This window comes from Acrocarpospora sp. B8E8 (genome assembly GCF_039871605.1).
Taxonomy (GTDB): domain Bacteria; phylum Actinomycetota; class Actinomycetes; order Streptosporangiales; family Streptosporangiaceae; genus Acrocarpospora; species Acrocarpospora macrocephala.
On the sequence record NZ_JBDPLV010000123.1, the window covers coordinates 1 to 20,019 of the forward strand.

20 protein-coding genes and 4 pseudogenes are annotated in these 20,019 nt (G+C 67.1%); 12 read left to right on the plus strand and 12 right to left on the minus strand.

The annotated features are described in order from the left end of the window. Positions 1-73 precede the first annotated feature (73 nt). Positions 74-1,552 carry a tRNA (N6-isopentenyl adenosine(37)-C2)-methylthiotransferase MiaB gene (miaB, locus tag ABGB08_RS52105; protein WP_347607223.1) on the minus strand — a complete coding sequence of 493 codons (1,479 nt, stop codon included), beginning with the start codon at positions 1,550-1,552 and terminating at the stop codon, positions 74-76. Positions 1,553-2,010: 458 nt separating this feature from the next. On the opposite strand from miaB, the gene ABGB08_RS52110 reads away from it, so the two are divergent. Then, a complete protein-coding gene (locus tag ABGB08_RS52110; protein ID WP_347607226.1) occupies positions 2,011-3,060 on the plus strand; it encodes a histidine kinase in 1,050 nt (349 codons plus the stop codon). Beyond that, positions 3,032-3,667 (plus strand): response regulator transcription factor, encoded by a 636-nt coding sequence (locus tag ABGB08_RS52115; RefSeq protein WP_347607229.1) that lies wholly within the window; start codon positions 3,032-3,034, stop codon positions 3,665-3,667. The genes ABGB08_RS52110 and ABGB08_RS52115 overlap by 29 nt, the downstream gene beginning before the upstream one ends. Here ABGB08_RS52115 and ABGB08_RS52120 read toward each other — a convergent pair. After that, complete coding sequence (locus ABGB08_RS52120; protein WP_347607232.1) at positions 3,639-4,268, minus strand: hypothetical protein; 630 nt, start codon at positions 4,266-4,268, stop codon at positions 3,639-3,641. The two genes, ABGB08_RS52115 and ABGB08_RS52120, sit on opposite strands and share 29 nt — an antisense overlap. A gap of 144 nt (positions 4,269-4,412) precedes the next feature. On the opposite strand from ABGB08_RS52120, the gene ABGB08_RS52125 reads away from it, so the two are divergent. From ABGB08_RS52125 to ABGB08_RS52150, 6 genes are all read left to right on the plus strand, one after another. After that, positions 4,413-5,168 (plus strand): amino acid ABC transporter ATP-binding protein, encoded by a 756-nt coding sequence (locus ABGB08_RS52125; RefSeq protein WP_155350254.1) that lies wholly within the window; start codon positions 4,413-4,415, stop codon positions 5,166-5,168. 143 nt (positions 5,169-5,311) lie between these two features. Then, positions 5,312-6,031 (plus strand): glutamate ABC transporter substrate-binding protein, encoded by a 720-nt coding sequence (locus ABGB08_RS52130; RefSeq protein ID WP_307729841.1) that lies wholly within the window; start codon positions 5,312-5,314, stop codon positions 6,029-6,031. Between the two features lie 81 nt (positions 6,032-6,112). Continuing rightward, positions 6,113-6,760 carry an amino acid ABC transporter permease gene (locus tag ABGB08_RS52135; RefSeq protein WP_347607260.1) on the plus strand — a complete coding sequence of 216 codons (648 nt, stop codon included), beginning with the start codon at positions 6,113-6,115 and terminating at the stop codon, positions 6,758-6,760. Then, positions 6,757-7,623: an amino acid ABC transporter permease gene (locus ABGB08_RS52140; protein WP_347607235.1), complete on the plus strand. Its 867-nt coding sequence runs from the start codon at positions 6,757-6,759 to the stop codon at positions 7,621-7,623. The genes ABGB08_RS52135 and ABGB08_RS52140 overlap by 4 nt, the downstream gene beginning before the upstream one ends. 68 nt (positions 7,624-7,691) lie before the next feature. Next, on the plus strand, positions 7,692-8,414 hold the full coding sequence (locus tag ABGB08_RS52145; protein ID WP_155360560.1) for a transporter substrate-binding domain-containing protein: 723 nt from the start codon (positions 7,692-7,694) through the stop codon (positions 8,412-8,414). A 41-nt stretch (positions 8,415-8,455) separates the two neighbouring features. Next, the gene (locus ABGB08_RS52150) at positions 8,456-10,276 is read left to right on the plus strand and encodes a prolyl oligopeptidase family serine peptidase (RefSeq protein ID WP_347607239.1); all 1,821 of its coding nucleotides are present in this window, start codon (positions 8,456-8,458) and stop codon (positions 10,274-10,276) included. A gap of 1 nt (position 10,277) precedes the next feature. On the opposite strand, the gene rny is transcribed toward ABGB08_RS52150, so the two are convergent. Further along, positions 10,278-11,900, minus strand: coding sequence for a ribonuclease Y (gene rny, locus ABGB08_RS52155; RefSeq protein WP_347607242.1), 1,623 nt, complete (start codon positions 11,898-11,900; stop codon positions 10,278-10,280). 1,094 nt (positions 11,901-12,994) lie between these two features. On the opposite strand from rny, the gene ABGB08_RS52160 reads away from it, so the two are divergent. After that, positions 12,995-13,165 (plus strand): hypothetical protein, encoded by a 171-nt coding sequence (locus ABGB08_RS52160; RefSeq protein WP_347607244.1) that lies wholly within the window; start codon positions 12,995-12,997, stop codon positions 13,163-13,165. 106 nt (positions 13,166-13,271) lie between these two features. Here ABGB08_RS52160 and ABGB08_RS52165 read toward each other — a convergent pair whose 3' ends face one another. From ABGB08_RS52165 to recA, 7 genes and pseudogenes are all read right to left on the minus strand, one after another. After that, positions 13,272-13,502, minus strand: a complete 231-nt coding sequence (locus ABGB08_RS52165) for a hypothetical protein (protein ID WP_347607247.1) — start codon at positions 13,500-13,502, stop codon at positions 13,272-13,274. 132 nt (positions 13,503-13,634) lie between these two features. Beyond that, entirely contained in the window at positions 13,635-14,135 is a 501-nt protein-coding gene (locus ABGB08_RS52170; protein WP_347607263.1) for a regulatory protein RecX, read from the minus strand. Between the two features lie 308 nt (positions 14,136-14,443). Next, positions 14,444-14,959, minus strand: coding sequence for an HIT family protein (locus tag ABGB08_RS52175; RefSeq protein WP_347607250.1), 516 nt, complete (start codon positions 14,957-14,959; stop codon positions 14,444-14,446). A gap of 551 nt (positions 14,960-15,510) precedes the next feature. After that, the gene (locus ABGB08_RS52180; protein ID WP_347607266.1) at positions 15,511-15,816 is read right to left on the minus strand and encodes a hypothetical protein; all 306 of its coding nucleotides are present in this window, start codon (positions 15,814-15,816) and stop codon (positions 15,511-15,513) included. After that, positions 15,805-16,231, minus strand: a pseudogene (locus ABGB08_RS52185) (hypothetical protein); the annotation flags it as partial. The gene ABGB08_RS52180 and the pseudogene ABGB08_RS52185, both read right to left, overlap by 12 nt. Further along, positions 16,228-17,088: pseudogene (locus tag ABGB08_RS52190) on the minus strand (recombinase RecA); the annotation flags it as partial. The pseudogenes ABGB08_RS52185 and ABGB08_RS52190, both read right to left, overlap by 4 nt. Beyond that, a pseudogene (gene recA / locus ABGB08_RS52195) lies at positions 17,080-17,691 on the minus strand (recombinase RecA); the annotation flags it as partial. The pseudogenes ABGB08_RS52190 and recA, both read right to left, overlap by 9 nt. A 326-nt stretch (positions 17,692-18,017) precedes the next feature. Between recA and ABGB08_RS52200 the strand changes: the two are divergent. Further along, a complete protein-coding gene (locus ABGB08_RS52200; RefSeq protein ID WP_347607253.1) occupies positions 18,018-18,290 on the plus strand; it encodes a hypothetical protein in 273 nt (90 codons plus the stop codon). A 37-nt stretch (positions 18,291-18,327) separates the two neighbouring features. On the opposite strand, the gene ABGB08_RS52205 is transcribed toward ABGB08_RS52200, so the two are convergent. Beyond that, positions 18,328-18,522, minus strand: a complete 195-nt coding sequence (locus ABGB08_RS52205; RefSeq protein ID WP_155360555.1) for a DUF3046 domain-containing protein — start codon at positions 18,520-18,522, stop codon at positions 18,328-18,330. A 95-nt stretch (positions 18,523-18,617) separates the two neighbouring features. Between ABGB08_RS52205 and ABGB08_RS52210 the strand changes: the two genes are divergently transcribed. Then, complete coding sequence (locus ABGB08_RS52210) at positions 18,618-18,794, plus strand: hypothetical protein (protein ID WP_347607257.1); 177 nt, start codon at positions 18,618-18,620, stop codon at positions 18,792-18,794. Between the two features lie 20 nt (positions 18,795-18,814). Here ABGB08_RS52210 and ABGB08_RS52215 read toward each other — a convergent pair whose 3' ends face one another. After that, a complete protein-coding gene (locus tag ABGB08_RS52215; RefSeq protein WP_155360553.1) occupies positions 18,815-19,303 on the minus strand; it encodes a VOC family protein in 489 nt (162 codons plus the stop codon). 329 nt (positions 19,304-19,632) lie between these two features. Here ABGB08_RS52215 and ABGB08_RS52220 point away from each other — a divergent pair. Further along, positions 19,633-19,806 (plus strand): annotated as a pseudogene (locus tag ABGB08_RS52220) (MerR family transcriptional regulator); the annotation flags it as partial. Between the last annotated feature and the right edge of the window lie 213 nt (positions 19,807-20,019).

The following is a 20,019-nucleotide window of genomic DNA, read 5'->3' on the forward strand; positions in this document are numbered from 1 at the left end:
ACGGCGATGGCGGGGCCGGGCGGAGCCCGAAGGGAAACAAAGGGTGGGTGGGTGGGAGAGCCACCGCATCCCGTTACGAGCAGGCGAGGGGTTCGGTGGTGGCGGCGGGGCGGCCGATGCTGGGCATGCCGAGATTCACCGCAGCCGGGGCCGAAGGCTGGGATTGGCGGTTCTGCCAGGCGTCGCCCGCGCGAGTGCGGCGCACCGTAAGCACCTTGTCGGCGACCAGGTGATGCGGCGCCGCGTACGTGACCTCGACGGTGGCCATATCCCCAGGTCGGGCGTCGGCGGGGGCCAGGTGGACGAGGCGGTTGTCGGGGGCGCGGCCGGAGAGGCGGTGGGTGGCGCCGTCCTTGCGCCCTTCGCCCTCGGCGATGAGGACTTCCAGGACCTTGCCGACCTGCGCCTTGTTCTCCGCCCAGGCGATCTCTTCCTGGAGGGCGACCAGTCGCTCGTACCGCTCCTGGACGACGGCCTTGGGAATCTGGTCGGGCATGGTCGCGGCGGGCGTGCCAGGCCGGATCGAGTACTGGAAGGTGAAGGCGTTGGCGAAGCGGGCGGCGCGCACGACGTCGAGGGTGCCCTGGAAGTCGTCCTCGGTCTCGCCCGGGAAGCCGACGATGATGTCGGTGGAGATCGCGGCATCAGGCATGGCCGCGCGCACACGTTCGATGATGCCGAGATAACGCTCAGCCCGGTACGAGCGACGCATCGCCTTCAGGATCCGGTCAGACCCGGACTGCAACGGCATGTGCAACTGATGCATGACATTCGGCGTCTCCGCCATGGCGGCGATGACATCGTCGGTGAACGCGGCGGGATGCGGCGAGGTGAACCGGACCCGCTCGAGCCCGTCGACCGAGCCGCAGGAGCGCAGGAGCTTGCCGAAGGCAAGGCGGTCCCCGAACTCGACGCCGTAGGTGTTGACGTTCTGCCCGAGCAGCGTGATCTCCAGCACGCCCTGGTCGACCAGGGTGCGGATCTCGCTGAGGATGTCACCGGGCCGGCGATCCTTCTCCTTGCCCCGCAACGCGGGCACGATGCAGAACGTGCACGTGTTGTTACACCCGACCGAAATAGCCACCCACGCCGCGTAAGCCGACTCACGCTTGGTCGGCAACGTCGACGGAAACGTCTCCAGGGATTCCTTGATCTCGACCTGGGCCTCTTCGGCGATGCGGGCCCGCTCCAGCAGCACCGGCAGCGACCCGATGTTGTGCGTGCCGAACACGACGTCCACCCACGGCGCCCGCCGCACGATCTCGCCCTGATCCTTCTGCGCCAGACACCCCCCGACCGCGATCTGCATGCCCGGATTGCTGAGCTTGCGGGGCCGCAGATGCCCGAGGTTCCCGTAAAGCCGGTTGTCGGCGTTCTCCCGCACCGCACAGGTGTTGAACACGACGACGTCGGCGGGCTCCCCCTCGGGCGCGCGCACGTATCCCGCGTCCTCCAGCAGCCCGGACAGACGCTCGGAGTCGTGGACGTTCATCTGGCACCCATAGGTCCGTACCTCGTACGTCCTGGTGCTCTCCTGAGTCGTGGCAGTCATCTCAACCCACAAGCCTAGGCGCTCCCGCGAGCGTAACGCGCCCGATCCCCGATACCCTGTGACCGGAGCTGCATTCCGGGAGGTCAGGGTGCGATTTGCGGCCTTGGGCGCCTGCGTGGCGAGCCTGCTCCTGGTCGTCGCGGCCGTGGCGCTGGGCGTACGGAACGGGTCCGACCTGATCCAGCAGAGCCACCTGGTCTTCGTCGCGGCCGGCGCGATCATCGGCGGCCTGATCAACGTGCGCCGTCCAGGCAACATGATCGGCCTGCTCCTGGCCACCACCGGCCTGTCCTTCGCCCTCCTGGACGCCTGCGGCCAGCTCGCCCTGAACAACCCGGACGCGACGTTCTTCGCCTGGCCGCAAACCTGGCTGTGGATCCCCGCGAACCTCGCCATCACCACGATCCCCCTGGTCCTCCCGTCGGGACGGCTCCCGTCCCCCACTGGCGCCCGCTCATGTGGACCGCCGCCGTCACCGCCGCCCTCGCCGCGATCCCCAGCGCCTCCGCCCCGGCCCGAACAGCCAGCTCGGGTACGGCACCGCCGTGATCAACCCCCTCGGCGTCCCGGCCATGGAAGGCGCCGCCCAGGTCGCGGACATCGGCTTCCCCGTCTTCACCGGCATCCTGTTCATCGCCGGCGCCGTCAACCTGGCCATGCGCGCCCGCCACACCAGGGCCACCGAGCGCGCCCAGGTCAAGTGGCTGGTCTACGCCGTGAGCCTGGCCGGGCTGATCGTGATCGCACGCCTGGTCGCGGGCCTGCGCGACGGCTTCCCCGACCAGATCTGGCCCGTGCTCAGCCCGTTCTGGGAGCTGGCCGGCGCGGCCGCGATGACCCTCGTCCTGGCCGCGATCGGCGTGGCCGTGCTCTGGTACGGCCTGTTCGACATCGAAGAGGAGCGCCGCCGGATTCGCAACGATCTCCATGACGGTCTCGGGCCGACGCTCGCGGCGTTGACGATGCGGGCGGAAGCCGTACAGGACCTGGTGGGGCCTGGGCCGGCCAGGGAGCTGCTGGAGGAGATCATCGGGGACGCGGAGGCGGCGGTGGCGGACGTGCGGGCGCTGATCGAGGGGCTGCGGCCGCCCGCGCTGGATTCGCTGGGGCTGCTGCGGGCGCTGTCGTCGCACGTCGCGGGCCTGCCGGGCGAGCTCACGATCCGGATCGAGGCCCCGGCGGAGCTGCCCGCGCTGCCCGCCGCGACCGAGGTCGCGGCCTATCACATCGCCGTCGAGGCGCTGGCCAACGTGCGCAGGCACGCTCGCGCGTCGCGGGCCTGGTTGCGTCTGTCCGCCATCGACGAGACGCTTAGCCTTGAGGTGTGCGACAACGGCCGCGGGCCGGAAGGCAAGGCCGGGGTCGGCACGCTGTCGATGCGCGACCGTGCCGCCGAACTGGGCGGATGGTGCACGATCGAACCACGCCAGGAGGGCGGCACACGCGTGCTCGCGATGCTCCCGGCCAGAGGGGGAAACCATGGAACCCATCAACATCCTGCTCGTTGACGACCATCCGGCGTTCCGGGCGGGACTGGTGGCGCTGCTCTCGCCGCTGGACGGCATCAAGGTGGTCGACCAGGTCGCCAACGGCGAGCAGGCGCTGGCGCTGATCAACCAGCTCCAGCCGGATGTCGTGCTGATGGATCTGACCATGCCGGGCATGGGCGGCGTGGTCGCCACCGAACGCATTCTGCGCGACAACCCGCATATCCGGGTGCTGATCTTGAGCATGTCCGATGACGACGAGTCGGTGTTCGCGGCGTTGCGCGCGGGCGCCCGAGGTTATGTCGTCAAGGGCGCCCGCCGGGTGGAACTGTCCCGGGCGATCCGGGCCGTGGCCGCCGGAGACGCGGTGTTCGGCCCGGCCATCGCCAACCGCCTGATCGGCTACTTCTCCGGGCTGGCCAGGCGCGACCAGAGTCTGCCCCAGCTGACGCCCCGGGAGCGGGAGATCCTGGGGCTGATGACCTCGCATCTCACCAACCCGCAGATCGCGGAGCGGCTGGCGCTGACCCACAAGACCGTGCGCAACCACGTCTCCAACATCTTCGCCAAGCTGCATGTGGGCGATCGGGTCAGCGCGGTCAGCCGCGCGCGGGAATCGGGGTTCTGAGCACCCGCCACGCCGCCCAGCCGTACGCGACGAGCTGGCACAGCGCCCCGGTGGACTGCACGGCGGGCGGCTGCTCGGCGGTGAGGAACGGGATGGCGATCCCGGCGACCACCAGAACCGGCAGCCACCACGGCCCGACCCGGGTCGCGGCCAGCGAGATCGTCAGGATCAGCGCCCCCACATGCGACAGGAACGCCGGAATCAGAATCCCGTAGACAAACCCCGCCAGGTCGCCCGCGGCGGCGGTGACCGCCACCGCCTGGTCGGCGGGCAGGGTCTGGGCGAGCGCCAGGTCGTAGAAGTCGGTCATGAACAGGCTCACCGCGGCGGCGGAACCGATCATGCCGACGGCCGCGCCCAGGTTGGCCGGCCGGGGCGCGCGCTCCCGCAGCAGCCCGGCCAGCGCCAGCATGCCGGGGATCATCGCGGCCGTGGCCCACAGGAAGAGCACGGCGCTGACCTGCACCTTCGTCGCGTGAGCCAGGAAGAGCGCGGGGTTGTGGTCGGTCCCGGGAGGCGAGGTGAGGAAGGCGAGGAAGAGCAGGACAGGCCAGGCCACCAACGACCCGGCGGCGGCGTGGCGCCGGAAGGAATCACTCATGCCGCCACTGAATCGGGCGCCTGTCCCGGCCGGCATGGGCCCCGAGCAGGGACCGACCAGGGAGGATTCCGGGAAAAGCCGTGATGGGATCGGTACCGGCTGGTTAGTGACTTGGTTATGAAGACCCCCTTACTTTTGTTGACCATGACGGAAGCCGACAGATCGACTTCACTTGTCAGTCTGGAGAAGGTAAACAAGCACTTCGGCGCGCTGCACGTGCTGAGAGACATCGACCTGGACGTCACGCGTGGCGAGGTGGTCGTGGTCATCGGCCCGTCCGGTGGCGGCAAGTCGACGCTCTGCCGCGTCATCAACCGCCTGGAGACGATCGACTCCGGGTCCATCACCTTCGACGGCCACTCCCTCGCGGTCGAGGGCCGGGCGCTGGCCCGGCTCCGCTCCGAGGTCGGCATGGTGTTCCAGCAGTTCAACCTCTTCGCCCACAAGACCATCCTGGAGAACGTCACCCTCGGCCCGACCAAGGTCCGCAAGATCGCCCGCGCTCAGGCCGAACAGCGCGGCATGGAGCTCCTCGAACGGGTCGGGATCGCCTCCCAGGCGGCCAAGTACCCCGCTCAGCTCTCCGGCGGCCAGCAGCAGCGGGTGGCCATCGCCCGGGCGCTGGCCATGGACCCGAAGATGATCCTCTTCGACGAGCCCACCTCCGCGCTGGACCCCGAGATGGTCCAGGAGGTGCTGGACGTCATGATCTCCCTGGCCAGGGACGGGATGACCATGCTGGTGGTCACCCACGAGATGGGCTTCGCCCGCCGGGCCGCCAACCGCGTGGTGTTCATGTCCGACGGCCAGATCATCGAGCAGGCCGCCCCCGACGAGTTCTTCACCAATCCGAGCACCGACCGCGCCCGGGACTTCCTCAGCAAGATCCTTACGCACTGAATCGCACATTCCCCCGAGCCGAGACCCGGCTCAGTGAATTGGAAGAGGTGGCAGTTATGCGAGTCCGCCGAATCGGAGCCGTTCTTTTGGCCGCAGCGGCATTGGCCACGAGTCTTGCCGCCTGCAGTGGCGACGACAAGTTTGTGATCGGCGTCAAGTTCGACCAGCCCGGGCTCGGCCTGAAGCAGCCGGACGGCTCGGTCAAGGGCTTCGACGTAGATGTGGCCAAGTATGTCGCCAAGGAACTGGGCTACAGCGACGACCAGATCGAGTTCAAGGAGACCGTCTCCGCGAACCGGGAGCCGTTCATCCAGCAGGGTCAGGTCGACATCGTGGTCGCCACCTACTCGATCACCGACGCCCGCAAGGAAGTGATCTCCTTCGCCGGGCCGTACCTGATCACCGGGCAGGACATCCTCACCCGGGCCGCGGACACCGGGATCGCCAACGTCGACTCGCTCGCCACCAAGAAGGTCTGCGGCGCGCAGGGGTCCTCCTCTCCCGCCCGGCTGGTGGAGAAGTTCGGCGAGCCGTGGAAGGGCCAGTACCTGACCGAGCAGCAGGGCTACGGCGCCTGCCTGCCGCTGCTCGAGCAGAGCCAGGTGGACGCGATCTCCACCGACGCCACCATCCTGGCCGGCTTCGCCGCCCAGTCCCCTGGCAAGTTCCGCCTCGTCGGCCAGCCCTTCTCCGAGGAGAAGTACGGCATCGGCCTGAAGAAGGACGACAAGGAAACCCGCGACAAGATCAACAACGCCATCGACAAGATGTTCAAGGACGGCTCCTGGAAGAAGTACGTCGACGCCAACTTCGGCGAGTTCGGCCAGTTCTTCGCCTCGCCTCCGGCGCTGGAGCGGTACTGATCGAGCGCCGGTAGCGGAGGTAGGTAGGCGGTGTCTTTTTCCTCAACGTCTTTTTCCTCAACGTCCGCTCTCTTCGACGAGCTGCCGGTCATTCTGGGCGCGTTCTGGCTGACCGTACGGCTCACGCTGGCCACCGCCGTGGCCGCCCTGGTGCTGGGCACGGTGCTGGCCACGATGCGGGTGAGCCCGCTGGGCGTGCTCCGCACCGTGGCCGCCACCTATGTCAACGCGCTGCGGAACACGCCGCTCACCCTGGTGATCGTGTTCTGCGGGCTCGGGCTCGGTCTTGTGCTGGACGTCTCGTTCTCCGAGAGCCTGTCCGTCAACTACCTCTGGCTGTCCATCATCGGCCTGTCGCTCTACACGGCGGCCTTCGTCTGCGAGGCCATCAGATCGGGGATCAACACCGTCCCGATCGGGCAGGCGGAGGCCGCCCGTGCGCTCGGGCTGACCTTCACCCAGAACCTGCGGCACATCGTGCTCCCGCAGGCCTTCCGCGCGGTGATCGCGCCGCTGGGCAGCGTGCTGATCGCGCTGATCAAGAACACCACGATCGCTGCCGCGATCGGCGTCGCGGAGGCCTCGCTCACCATGAAATCCCTGTTCGAGCGGCATCAGGAGGCGGTGGTCCCGATCTTCCTCGGGTTCGCGCTCGGGTTCCTGGTGCTCACCCTGCCGGTCGGGCTGCTGTTCGGCTGGCTGGCCCGGCGACTGGCGGTGGCACGATGAGGGCGAGCGTCCTCTACGACGCCCCGGGACCGCGCGGGCGGCGGCGCAACCTGGTGCTCACCGTCCTGTTCGCGGTGCTGCTGGTCGTGCTGGCCTACCTGGGCTATCGGAAATTTGACGAAAAAGGCCAGTTTGATGCGGCGTTGTGGGAGCCGTTCCTGCGGGCGGATGTCTGGGTCAATCTGATCTTGCCCGGGTTGTGGAACACGCTCAGCGCGGCGGCGACGGCGGCGTTGATCGCCGTGCCGTTCGGGTTCGTGTTCGGCATGGCCCGGCTGTCCGAGCACACCTGGATCCGCATCCCGGCCGGGGCGATCGTCGAGTTCTTCCGGGCCATCCCGCTACTCATCATGATCTTCTTCGCCCAGTACGGCGGCAGCGCCGTCTTCGGCCTGACCGTCACCTCCTTCAGCGCCGTCGTCTTCGGCCTGGTCATGTACAACGGCTCGGTGCTCGCCGAGATCGTCCGGGCGGGCATCTCGTCGCTGCCGCGCGGGCAGACCGAGGCCGCCCTCGCGGTCGGGCTGCGCAAGGGCCAGGCGATGCGGCTGATCCTGTTGCCGCAGGCGGTCACCGCGATGATGCCGGCCATCGTGAGCCAGCTGGTGGTGCTGCTCAAGGACACCGCGCTGGGCTTCATCGTCGCCTACGAGGACCTGCTGAACGCCGGGGCGCGCATCCTGCCCTCCAACTTCCGCAACCTGATCCCGTCGGTGATCGTGATGGCGTTCATCTACATCCTGATCAACGTGGCGGTCGGGCAGGTGGCGACCTGGCTGGAGAAGCGCAGCCGGCGCAGCCGCAAGACCACCGCGAAACCGGTCGCGCCACCCGATTCCGTGACGGCCCCGGCGTCGTTGTAGACGTGGGGTGGTCAAGGTTTGACGTGTCATTGCGGGGCGTAGCGCGCGCCTGATCTGATCCTGATCGGGTGTGGCGCGTCGTTGTTCTGGGTATGGCGGCCGTTTTCCTCACCGCGTGTGGGGGCAGCGGCAGCCTCGTGATCGGGGTGCGGGCGGGGCAGCCCGGGCTGGTGGACAAGCTGCCCGGGGGCGGCTGGGCCGGGTTCGACATCGCGGTGGCGCACTACGTGGCGCGCGAGCTCGGATACCGGGACGACCAGATCCGCTACACCTTCGACGCCGGGGAGGCCGATCTCAGCCTTGGCGCGGTCGGCGGACGCTACGCCGGGCCGTACCTGGTGACCACCAAGGACCTGCTGGTCCGCACGCAGGAGCTGCGCACGCTCCGGGCCCTGCGATCAGCACGGGTCTGCGGCACCCGCGCCGACGTCGCGCCGCTGGTCGAACGCTTCGGCACCACCTGGCAGAACGTCTTCGTCGCCGAGGCGAACGTGCCCGCCGCCTGCGGCCCGCTCCTCGCCGACCGGCGCATCGACGCGATCATCGCCGACGCCCCCGTCCTGGCCGGAATCTCCGCGCAGTATCCCGGCCGCTTCCGCTTCCTCGGCCGCGATCTCGCCGAGGTGCGGTACGGCATCCGCCTCGCGCCCAACGCGATCGGGTTGCGGGATGACGTGGAGGAGGCACTGCGGACGATGTACGAGGACGGGTCATGGCATCGGGCGGTGATCGACTACCTGGGGCTGCTGGCCACGAGGTACCTGTCGCCGCCCGTCCTCGAAAAGGGATAACCGGCCGCGCGCGACCCCGCTTTTCCGGCAGGATGCCAGTCATGTCCCCCGAGCGACCACCGATCTCCACCGCCGACGTGGCCAGGTCAGGGCTGCGCCTCGGCTTCCCCACCGTGCTCGGCGAGGAGGTCTGGTGGGAGGAGGACCGGCCGGCCGAAGCGGGCCGCCGCACCATCGTCCACCGCGCCGCCGACGGCACCCGCCGCGAGCTCATCGCCGCCCCCTGGGACGCGCGGTCGCGGGTGCACGAGTACGGCGGGCGGTCCTACGTGGTCGTCCCCGGCGTGGGCGTGGTCTTCGTCAACCATTCCGACCAGCGGCTCTACCTGACCGACGGGGGTACGCCCCGGGCGTTGACGGCGGATTCCGAGCATAGGTACGGCGATCTGCTGTTCGCCGCCGGGGTGGTCTGGTGCGTGCGGGAGCGGCATCACGACGGGAAAGTGGATCGGGCGCTTGCTTCGGTGACCTTGTCGGGTGAGGTGACGGAGGTGGTCGCCGGTAGCGATTTCTATGCTTCTCCGGCTTTGTCGCCGGATGGGGAGCATCTCGCTTATATCTGCTGGAATCATCCGCGGTTGCCGTGGACGGGGACCGAGTTGCGGATCACGCGGCTTGAGGACGGCAGTTCGTGGACGGTCAAGGGCGGGATGAGCGAGTCCGTGCTCGCGCCGCAGTGGCGGGATAACCGGAACCTTTATCTGATCTCTGATTGGTCGGGGTGGTGGAACCTCTATCAGATCGGGATCTTCGGGACTTCTTCGCAGGCGTTGTATCCGGCTGAGGAGGAGTTCGCTTGGCCGTTGTGGGAGTTGGGCGGGTTGCCGTACCTCGTGCTGGGGGGCGGCCGGCTCGCGGTCCTGCACGGACAGGGGGACCTGCGCCTGGGCATCCTGGATCCGGAGACCGGATCCCTCGCCGACCTCGACGTCCCGTATTCCGGCTGGCGGCCCGCCCTGAGCGCGGACGGGAACACCCTGGTGGGCATCGCCTACGGCTCCGACGTGCCCCGCTCGGTGGTCCGCGTCGACATCGTCACCGGGCGCGTCGAGGGACTGCGCCGCGACATCGCCGAACTGCCCGACATCGCCTACCTGCCCAAACCCCGCTCAGTCGAGATAGAAGGCAGCTTCGGCCGCCGCGTCCACGCCTACCTCTACCCACCGCCTTCGGTGGAACCCGCACCCTATGTGGTTTTCGTTCATGGGGGTCCGACTGGGCATGCCACGACCGAGTTGAGCTTGGAGAAGGCGTTCTTCACCACGCGAGGGATCGGCGTCCTTGAGGTCAACTACGGGGGTTCGACGGGATACGGGCGTGCCTATCGTGAGCGGCTGCGCGGGCAGTGGGGTGTGGTGGACGTGGAGGACACGGTCGCGGCGGCCCAGTGGCTCGCGGCCGAAGGTCTCGCCGACCCGGCTCGGATCGCGGTGCGCGGTGCCAGCGCGGGCGGCTGGACCGTGATGGCCGCCTGCGCCGCCTCCACCGTCTTCTGCGGCGGCGTCTCCATCGCCGGCGTCAGCGCCCTGGCCCCCTTGGTCGCCGCCACCCACGACTTCGAATCCCGCTACGTCGAATGGCTCGTCGGCCCGGAATCCCTGTACTCCTCCCGGGAACCCCTCTCCCGAGCCGCCGAGGTCTCCTGCCCCATGCTCCTCATGCAGGGCCTGGCCGACCCGGTGGTTCCCCCCTCCCAAGCCGAAGCCTTCGCCACCGCCCTGACCGATCGTGGCGTCCCCTGCACCTACCTGTCCTTCGAGGGCGAAAGCCACGGCTTCCGCCGCCTGGAAAGCAAGACCGCGGCCCTGGCAGCCGAACTGGCCTTCTACGAACAACTCTTCCGCCCGGAACCAGAAACCTGAGTCAGCGGGCGAATTCGGTGGCCCGGGATTCGCGGACCACTGTGATGCGGATCTGGCCTGGGTAGGTGAGTTCCTCTTCGACCTGTTTGGCGACGTCGCGGGCGATCACCTGGGCCTGGATGTCGTCGACGTTGTCGGGGCGCACCATGACGCGGATCTCGCGGCCGGCCTGCATGGCGAAGACCTTGTCGACGCCCTCGTAGGACTGGGCGATCTCCTCCAGGCGCTCCAGGCGCTTGACGTAGGCCTCGAGGGATTCGCGGCGGGCGCCTGGGCGGCTGCCGCTGATGGCGTCGGCGGCCTGGGTGAGGACGGCTTCGACGGTGCGGACCTCGACCTCGTTGTGGTGGGCCTCGATGGCGTGCACGACGTCCTCGTGCTCGCCATACCGGCGGGCGATCTCGGCGCCGATCAGGGCGTGGCTGCCCTCGACCTCGTGGGTGAGCGCCTTGCCGATGTCGTGCAGCAGCGCGCAGCGCTTGACGAGATCACGGTCGAGCCGCAGCTCCGAGGCCATGATCCCGGCGATGTGCGCCGACTCGATGAGATGCTTCAACACGTTCTGGCCGTATGACGTGCGGTAGCGAAGCTGGCCGAGCAAGGTGACCAGTTCGGGGTGCATATCGGTGATGCCCAGCTCGACCAGGGCATCCTCCCCCGCCCGTATACAAAGATCCTGCACTTCGGCCTTGCTGCGCTCGTAGGCCTCCTCGATGCGCTGCGGGTGAATCCGCCCGTCGAGCACCAGCTTCTCCAGGGTCAACCTGGCGGTCTCCCGGCGAACGGGATCGAAACACGACAACAGCACCGCCTCCGGCGTGTCATCGATGATCAGATTGACCCCGGTGGTCGACTCGAACGCCCGGATATTCCGCCCTTCTCGCCCGATGATCCGGCCCTTCATCTCATCCCCCGGCAAGTGCAGCACACTCACCACAGACTCGGCCGTCTGCTCGGTCGCCACCCGCTGCACCGCCAGCGTCACGATCTTGCAGGCCCGCTTCTCCCCCTCCTTCCGCGCATCGCTCTCGATCTCCCGGACGATCAGCGCGGCCTCCCGCTTGGCCTGGTTCTCGATCTCCTTGACCAGCTCGTTCTTGGCCTGCTCGGCCGTCAGCCCCGCGACCCGCTCCAGGATCTGCCGCCGCTTCTCCGCCACCTGATCCAGCTCAACCCGCCGATCGGCCAGCTCGGTCTCGGTCTCCGCCAGCTGCCTGGCCCGCTCGGCCTGCCGGCGTGCCTCCTCGTCGAGCCGCTGCTCCCGCTCCCCCAGCCGGTTCTCCCTGCGCTCCAGATCGGCGCGCAGCTCCTTCAACTCGTTCTTGAGGATCCGCGACTCCTCCTCGACCTCCCGCCGCATCAGCGCCGCGTTCTCCACCAGCGCCTCAGACTTGCGGATGATCTCCCCCGCGTCGCTCTCGGCCCGCACCCGGATCTCATCGGCGTCCCGCCGCGCCTGCTCCAACTCCTTCTCAGTCAGCTCCGCCTTCAACTGAGCGATCTGCTCGGCCGTCGGCCCGGTCTCCTTCGGAGCGGTACGGCGCAGCAACAGAACCAGGAGGGCGGCAATCGCTACGAACGCCGCCAGCAGCACCGCCACTGCCAGCACGATCACGATCGTCATATCCATTGCGCGCCCACCCCTCCTAGCGTCAGCCGGTAAAGGGGTCACACGCACAGCACGGCAACGCCTGGTGGCGTCACACTGGCGTCACCAGGGCAAATATCGCACCCAAGAGCGGTCAGGGTCCGTAACTCACCGTTATGGCAATCCGCGCTGCGCGGAGTAACTCCTCACTGCGGTCGAGATTAAGCGTCAGAGAGGTAACGAGCAAGCAAAGACGCTCTGTCAAGCGACTTTTCCTCGATCATCTCGACGACCCACAACCTCTGGAGCCCCAGTCCCCAACCCACAGCCCTCCCCCGAAAACCCCAACCCCTAACACCCCATACACCTCACCCCAAACCTCCCCCAACCACCTCACCCTCAACCTTCACCCCCCGCCAAACGCCACGTCACCCTCCAGTCCACGCCCGACCGGAAGCCGCTCGTGGTCGCCGGCGGACGGCTTTCGGGCTCATTGATGTCACCACCGATGTCAAGATGACCACCCATCCCCGAGCCGCCCAGATCACTAGCCTCGGGGGGATCCGACGCGGGCTGCTCTCCGTTGATCACAAGTCGAGAACCTGACCCATGACAAGATCAAGGCTCTCGGACGTTCGCCCGGCGCGCTCCTTGGCCTCGTCGATTTCCCCCAGCGTCATTGATCTCCCCAGCCAAGCCGTGGCCGCGCCCCGCGCGCGGAAGTACGTACAGTCCCTCGTCCCAGACCCGCCCGCGCCGGGGAGAACCGGGCGTGCCCTCGTCCCTCTGCGTCATCGATCTCTTTGGGCAAGCCGTGGCCTCGCCCCGGCGCGACGGAAATAGGTGTAGGCCCTCACCCCAGGTCACCAGCGCCGGATAGTAACCAGGCGTACCCTTGCCCCAGACCAGCAGCACCGGCCCCTCGAACTCGACGGCCGAGGCTTCCCGTATCAGCAGGGTGAGGCGGTCGCGGGCGGAGACGGCGGCCCCAGTGCCAGTCTTCACCGGTGAAACGCGCTCGTCGCGGGTCCTGTCTTGGAGGCGGCGGACGTCGTCGAGCGTGGCGCCGGGGAGACCGGGCGTGCTCTCGTCTCCGAGTCCCGCGCTACGCGGCCGCCGTCCGCGAGAGCATGGCGCGGATCGCCGACTCCGACCGCATGGCCAGGCGTGGCCTGGTGGTGAAGGTCCTGACCGGGCTCAGGCAGATCTGCAACCACCCCGCCCACTGCCTGAAGGAGCCGCACGGCCGCCTCACCGGCCGCTCGGGAACGCGGCAAGGCACAGGTCGGGGCGGTCCGTGACGAGGTCGGCGATCACGGCGGGGGCCACGCGAGATCCTGGGCATCCAGCTCCGGCAGGTCGCCGGACCCGTCGATCCGCTTTAGGGCGTTCGGCGCAAATACGGCGTCACTGCTCGGAATCGGGTTCCTTGTCGGGTGGACCTGCGCGAAGAATTTGAACGATGGTGATCGCCCCAGCCACTACCAGCATGTATACGACGTTTGTGTTCCAGGTTCTGGTGATTCCGGCGATCGCGACGCCGACGACGAGCACGGCGATGACGCCCGTGACGATGTAGCGGGTCGGGCGGCTCATGTTCCGGTACAAGACGATCATGTATGCGGTCAGGCGGCTCATGGCATCTTCCTTCGAAGGCGGTCTCGCCGGGGTGACACTCTCCGTACCCCCATTGGTAGAGGCCTCCGGTTGCACACCGCTTGATGCTCACCAAGCCACCGATGCATCCGTAATGCGGTCGCTGCGGTCTCTCTAGATTTCGTCGTCGTGGATCTCGGCTTGCAGGATGTCGTCGTCTTGAGTGCTGTCGGGGTCGGTGATGCCTTCGTGTTCGAGTGCCTCGCGGACGATGCGGAAGGCCAGGGCGGGTGAGTAGCCCTTGCGGGCCAGCATGCCGACCAGCTTGCGCGTTCGTGCCTGGGGGTCGGAGTTCCTGGTGCCAGGGAGCTTTCGAGCCACCAGGCGCCGAGCGGTTTCCACTTCCTCGTCTGGGTCGAGCTGTTGCACAGCGTCCTTCACCGTGTCCTCGGGCACTCCGCGATGGCGCAGTTCTTGAGCCAGAGCCTTCCTGGCAAGACCTCGTCCTGTGTGCCGCGAACTCACCCATGCGGCGGCGAATGCCTCATCATCGATCAGCCCAACCTCCGAGAACCGTTCCAGAACCGCCTCGGCCACATCCTCGGGCACTTCCCGCTTACGCAACGCCTCCGCCAGCTGCGCCCGAGTCCTGGGCGCCAGCGTCAGCAGCCGCAGACAAACAGCTCGCGCCTTGGCCTCCGGACTAACCTCATCTCGCCGCTCAGAAGACCCACGCCCCGAAGGCTCTCGCTCGGACGATTCACGCCTGGACGCCCTCCGGTTAGAAGACCGCCGACCTGAAGACCCACGCCCAGAAGACTCCCACCCAGAAGACCCACCCTCCGGCAATCCGCGCTCGAACGACTCACGCCCCGACGTCCCACGGCTGGAAACCCCGCCCTCAGAAGACTCGCCCTCGGACGATCCGCGCCTCGGCGTCCTGCGGTTTGAAGTCTCGCCATCCGAATCCTCCCAATGGTCCATCATTGGTGCCCGGCCAGGACTGTCCGAAGTTGATGGGCGAGGAGGACCGCCTGTTCAAGCGTCCAGGGGATTACACCGTTCTCGGTCATCAGGGCGTGATATTGCTGTTGCTCATACGGAGTTTCAGGTGGCAACGCGGCGATATGCCAGTGGAGATGTGAATTGCCCTGCTGGCTGCCCAGCGAGAGCAGGTAGGTGCGTTCGGACGGGACGACTTGTTCAACAGCGAGAGCAATTCGACGAACGATCCTCATCAACCGCAGATATGCGTCTTCATCCAAATCACGCACCACGTGCTCGACATGAGTCTTCGGAGCGACCAGCACCTTGCCGGGCATCGTTGGGTAACGATCCAAGAAGGCAATGTGCTGCTCGTCCTCATACACGATCTGCTCAAGATCGTACCCAGGCTTGCCCTCGACTACGGCACAGACGAAGCAAGACCCGCTCCGACTACGCCGCATATATGCATCAAGATCAAACGCCACATTCCGTAGCGCACCGGATTCAGCCACCTCAACACCTTGAGCCTCAACACCTTGAGCGCCGGACCCACTCATGGCACCACCCCCAAAACTAACTTCCACCCAGCATAGACTTTGATATTCGACTTATCCGCACAGCGCTTCAAAAGCCAAATTCCAGGTCATGTCGCCACACCAACTCCAGGGTGGGGAAATCCACCGCCGATCAGACAACCGCCGCGCATATGGCCGTCGTCATGGACGTGGTCCATCCCCTTCGGGAGCTCAAGCGCCCACCCCCAAGAGAGCACGGGCAGGCACCGCCCTCCTCCGAAACCGCCTGCCTCAGAAAACCCAGCACCAACACCCAGGCACCTCTCAAGCCCACCCCCGGAGAGCCAGGCACCCGCGCCCAAAGGAACGCGGGTAGAAACCCTTCCCGAAACCACCGCCATAGAAGGATCGAAGGCCGGTGTCCAAGGCCCTTCCTCGCAAGGCGTGGTCCATCACACGAGGGGGCGAGCGCCAGCGCCTTACAAGGGGGGTGGGTGGGAGGACCACGGTTAGCCCTTGGATGTGGGCGCTGGCGTTGGAGGGGTGGGTTAGACGTCGCCGGGCTTGGGGGTGGACTTGGTGCGGGCTGTGGAGGTGGTTGTGGGGGCGGGGGTGGTGGGAGGAGTGGGAGGGGTGTCGATGCGGGGGCCGACGCCGAGTTTTTCCTTGATCTTCTTTTCGATCTCGTTGGCGATGTCGGGGTTGTTCTTGAGGAAGTTGCGGGCGTTCTCCTTGCCCTGGCCGAGCTGGTCGCCTTCGTAGGTGTACCAGGCGCCGGCCTTGCGGACGAAGCCGTGTTCGACGCCCATGTCGATCAGGCCGCCTTCGCGGGAGATGCCGAAGCCGTACAGAATGTCGAAGTCGGCGACGCGGAAGGGCGGGGCCATCTTGTTCTTGACGACCTTCACGCGGGTGCGGTTGCCGACCGGCTCGGTGCCGTCCTTGAGGGTTTCGATCCGGCGGACGTCGAGACGGACCGAGGCGTAAAACTTCAGCGCCTTGCCGCCTGTGGTGGTCTCCGGGCTGTTGTGAACCATGACCCCGTCGACGAAGTAGTTGTGCGTGCCCTCGACCTCAAGGTCGAACTTCTTCATCGAACGCGTCTTCGGCTTGACGTGGACATCGAGAATCGCAGCCGGGACCAGCCGGTTCTCCGGTTCCGCGAACTGCGGCTCGACCGCGAACCGGCCCTGGAAGCGGGGCAGCAGCTTGTAGGCCATCGACGGGTGCACGTAGGGGGCGACCAGCTGCTGGAACTTCGCCGAGGATTCGGTGCTGAACTGGAGCACCGCGACCTGACGCGAGCCCGCGTGCCGGAGCTTGACGTCGAGCCCATGAGTGTCGCGCAGGTAGTCGGCCAGCCGATCCCGCGACCCCTCGCTCATGGCCTCGACGCAGATCTCGATCCGCCCGGAACCGCCTTCGGTGCGCGCCTGAAGACCCTTGGAGCGAACCGTGAACCCACCGTCGTCCATGTACCACACAGCGAGGGCGAGCGGGGTGAGTGCCTTGAGGAACTCCCACGTCAGGTGCTTCTTGCCGTCGCCGAAGTAGACCACCTGGCGAAGCTCGTCGAGCTCGGGGAGTGGGGTGAAATCAGCGAACACCGCTCCCGTCGCGTTGGTGCTCTTCGAATGGCCGACGTTGCCCAGAAGGGAGCACTTCCAGTCGAGATACGCCTCCTGCTCGGCCCCATGACCCATCCGGAACCGAACGCCGGACCGGCCCCGGCGGTTGGGCGAGAGGTTGCCGTCCCCCATGACCGAGCCGAGGATCACCTGCCACTGCGAATCGCTGAGCCGATGGGTTTCCGAGATCATGACACGGTCACCGGCGATGAGCTCGCCGGCTTCGGCCCAGCCGCCGGGGGTGCGGACCAGGTGGTTCTCCGTGGCCGCGAACTGCGCTTTGCCGTTTCCACCGGATTTGGCGACGGTGAACTGCAGGAAACGCTCCGCGTTGCCGTTGTCGAACCAGTTGGCGATGCGGCGCGGCACCACCCGGTCGGTCTCCGGATCGTAGGACAGGACTTCGACGTCCAGACGCTGGTTGACGATCTTGCCGATCTTCTCCTGCGTGCCGTCGGCCAGCGTCACCCGCGTGCTGTACGAGAAGCAGCCGAACATCACGCCGATCTTCTCGCGGAGCTGGTTGATGAAGATGGCGGTGGTGCCGGTGTTGTTGAGGGCGCCAGCGACCTTGCGCAGGGCCTGGGACATCAGGCGGGCCTGGAGGCCGACGTGGCTGTCGCCCATCTCGCCCTCGATTTCGGCCTTCGGGACCAGGGCGGCCACCGAGTCGATGACGATGATGTCCACCGCGCCGGAGCGGATCAGCATGTCGGCGATCTCCAGGGCCTGCTCGCCGGTGTCCGGCTGGGAGACCAGGAGCGCGTCCACGTCGACGCCGAGCTTCTTGGCGTATTCGGGGTCGAGCGCGTGCTCCGCGTCGATGAAGGCGGCGATGCCGCCCGCGCGCTGGGCGTTGGCCACCGCGTGCAGGGCGACCGTGGTCTTACCCGAGGATTCCGGGCCGTAGACCTCGACGATCCGGCCGCGGGGGAAGCCGCCGATGCCGAGCGCGACGTCCAGCGCGATCGCCCCGGTCGGGATCACTTCGATGGGGGCTCGGGCATCATCGCCGAGGCGCATGACGGAGCCCTTGCCGAACTGCCGCTCGATCTGGGCGAGGGCGGTCTCAAGGGCCTTCTCGCGGTCGTTGATTGCCATTGGGGTGCCCCCTGTGAGGGTCGTGGTTTTCTCGGTCACCGGAAAGCTACGGGGTGCCGCCGACATTTTCCGAGCCTCACGGGGAGAGGCGACGTACCAAGGCGGCAGGTCAAATATAGCCGAACGACTGTTCGATCTCACCCGGAACACGAGATGCGCTCCGCTGGGACTGCGCATCCACCCACGAATGCCACTGGCCACCCCAACCTCAGAGTCACATTCCCGGGCATTCTCTCTGAGCTGTTGCCATGCCACTGACCTGCAGCGATCCTTGAGGAAACGGGCCGTTCGCGCGGCCGAGGAACTGCGAACCCCTAGGTGGCGACGTGGCGAGCACCAGCGCGTACGCCCGGCAACGCCGTACCCATCTGGAGGCGCTGGCCGAGCAGTTACCGGAGCGCGGGCTCGTGAGCCGCATGCTGGGGGGCGACGACCCCGTCCTCTGGGTCTGGCATCCGCACACCGGCAGGCAGACGATCGTCTTCGCCACGCCCGCGAAGGACGGCTGGCTCTTCCTCTGGTCGCCCGACGGCCAGGAAAGCGCGGATGACCTCGATCTCACCGCCGACTCGGTCAAGAAACTCCTGGCCGAATCCTGATCCACCGCGTGCCTCGGCTCCGCGTGCCAGAGGTATGTCAGCGCAGGCGCGTGTCCACGTCCACGGCCTGGCAGACAGCTCGCCAGACCTGTTTGGCGCCCACGCCGTCGGCCAGGGCCTGCTCCACCGTCCGGCCGCCCAGGTCGGCGATGACGTAGTCACGGGCCCACGATTCCGCATACCCCGCGCCGAAGTGGGTGTTCATCCGATCCCAGAATTCAGTGAGGCGCATGGGTTCAAGTATGGCCGCGACTGGGATAGGAAGAATCCACGACGGAACGGGCGCGACCGGGGGACACGCCGAGGCGCAAGCACTGGGAGGCTCCCATGCCCAAGCTCACCCCCGCGATCCGGCACGAGCGCAAGGCCAGGAAGAAGCGCCTGCGGAACCTGCTCCGCCAGGCCGTCATCGAGCAGAAGGCCGAACGCGCGGAACGACACGCCGCCAACGCCCCGGTCCCCCGCGAAGGAGTTCCCCGCACGCGCCGCGCTTCCCGTCGCTGAAGGTTGAGCCCGACGAGGGGTTAGAGGACGCGGGAGCCGTACATTTCGCCGAGGGGGTCGGCGAGGAGTTCCAGGCGGGCTCCGTCGGGGTCGCGGAAGTAGATCGAGGCGCCGCTTTCCAGGACGTGTGGTACGCCTGCCGCCTCCAGTTTGCCCCGCAGCCGTTCCCAGCTGACGGGGTCGACGGAGATCGCGATGTGGTGCAGGCCGCCGAGAACCTCCTGGTACGGGCCGAGGTCGAGGCCGGGGAAGTCGAAGAAGGCCAGCAGGTTGCCGTTGCCGATGTCGAAGAAGAAGTGGTTGGAGCCCTTGTAGTCCCGGTTCTCGAAGATCTCGGTTAGCGGGAACTCCAGCAGCTCCTGGTAGAACTGGATCGTACGTTCGACGTTGGAGGAGAGCAGGGCGAAGTGGTGGAGGCCACGTGCGCTGCTGGGCGGCCGCCGCTCCTGGAGGTAGCGGTCGCGGATTCCTTCACGTGTTGACTCGATGGCCGCATAGTCAATGTCCATAGTTCAGGTGATTGTCCCCCGAAAAGGGCGATCAATCCGTCACGGCAGCCCACAATCTCCTCCATCTGCGGTCCACCGGCGTGCCCTGAACAGGCTGTCGTCGTCCCCTTCTTTGCTTGGATAAAGCGGGATATATCGGTAATACGATGACAGAAGGATCAAGGCGGGCGTCGCGGGATTGTGTCGGTGCGGGATGCATGATGGGGGGCAGACCGGCGGCGGGGGTTGAGTTGACTTCCTCGCCACGGCCGAAGCCAGGGGTTCCGACGCTCAAGGAAGGGGTGACTAGACTTTGATTTCTTGTGCAGAGCTGTCTAGACGTGCTCGCCATGAGCCTGTATCGGATTGGCGAGTTCGCCGCGAGGATCGGACGGTCGGCATCGACTGTCCGCCGGGGGGAGCGCAAGGGCCGTATCACGGCGAAGCGCACTCCTACCGGGCAGCGGTACTTCGACGAGTCCGACGTGCGTGCTGTCTTACACCCGTCCTTCGAGGCCCGAAGCGGGCCACGGTGCAGCTCATGCAGGAGCTGAAGGGCGGCGGCGAGTGAAGGTCACCCGCATCGCCTACGGCAAAGATCTCAACGGCAGTAAATACAGGCAGCTCATCGAGCAGGCCGCGCGTTTGGGACGCGTGCGCTCGTTGGTGTGGCGCAAGTACGGCTCGATAGCCGGCGTCGGCCTGTCCGACCGGATGATCCGCGACCAGTGGATGGC

Excerpts from the sequence above, each read along its gene's own strand:
- miaB (WP_347607223.1), bottom strand. The coding sequence starts at position 1,552 with ATGACTGCCACGACTCAGGAGAGCACCAGGACGTACGAGGTACGGACC.
- ABGB08_RS52115 (WP_347607229.1), top strand. The coding sequence starts at position 3,032 with ATGGAACCCATCAACATCCTGCTCGTTGACGACCATCCGGCGTTCCGG.
- ABGB08_RS52120 (WP_347607232.1), bottom strand. The coding sequence starts at position 4,268 with ATGAGTGATTCCTTCCGGCGCCACGCCGCCGCCGGGTCGTTGGTGGCC.
- ABGB08_RS52125 (WP_155350254.1), top strand. The coding sequence starts at position 4,413 with ATGACGGAAGCCGACAGATCGACTTCACTTGTCAGTCTGGAGAAGGTA.
- ABGB08_RS52140 (WP_347607235.1), top strand. The coding sequence starts at position 6,757 with ATGAGGGCGAGCGTCCTCTACGACGCCCCGGGACCGCGCGGGCGGCGG.
- ABGB08_RS52150 (WP_347607239.1), top strand. The coding sequence starts at position 8,456 with ATGTCCCCCGAGCGACCACCGATCTCCACCGCCGACGTGGCCAGGTCA.
- rny (WP_347607242.1), bottom strand. The coding sequence starts at position 11,900 with ATGACGATCGTGATCGTGCTGGCAGTGGCGGTGCTGCTGGCGGCGTTC.
- ABGB08_RS52160 (WP_347607244.1), top strand. The coding sequence starts at position 12,995 with ATGGCGCGGATCGCCGACTCCGACCGCATGGCCAGGCGTGGCCTGGTG.
- ABGB08_RS52165 (WP_347607247.1), bottom strand. The coding sequence starts at position 13,502 with ATGAGCCGCCTGACCGCATACATGATCGTCTTGTACCGGAACATGAGC.
- ABGB08_RS52205 (WP_155360555.1), bottom strand. The coding sequence starts at position 18,522 with ATGCGCCTCACTGAATTCTGGGATCGGATGAACACCCACTTCGGCGCG.
- ABGB08_RS52210 (WP_347607257.1), top strand. The coding sequence starts at position 18,618 with ATGCCCAAGCTCACCCCCGCGATCCGGCACGAGCGCAAGGCCAGGAAG.
- ABGB08_RS52215 (WP_155360553.1), bottom strand. The coding sequence starts at position 19,303 with ATGGACATTGACTATGCGGCCATCGAGTCAACACGTGAAGGAATCCGC.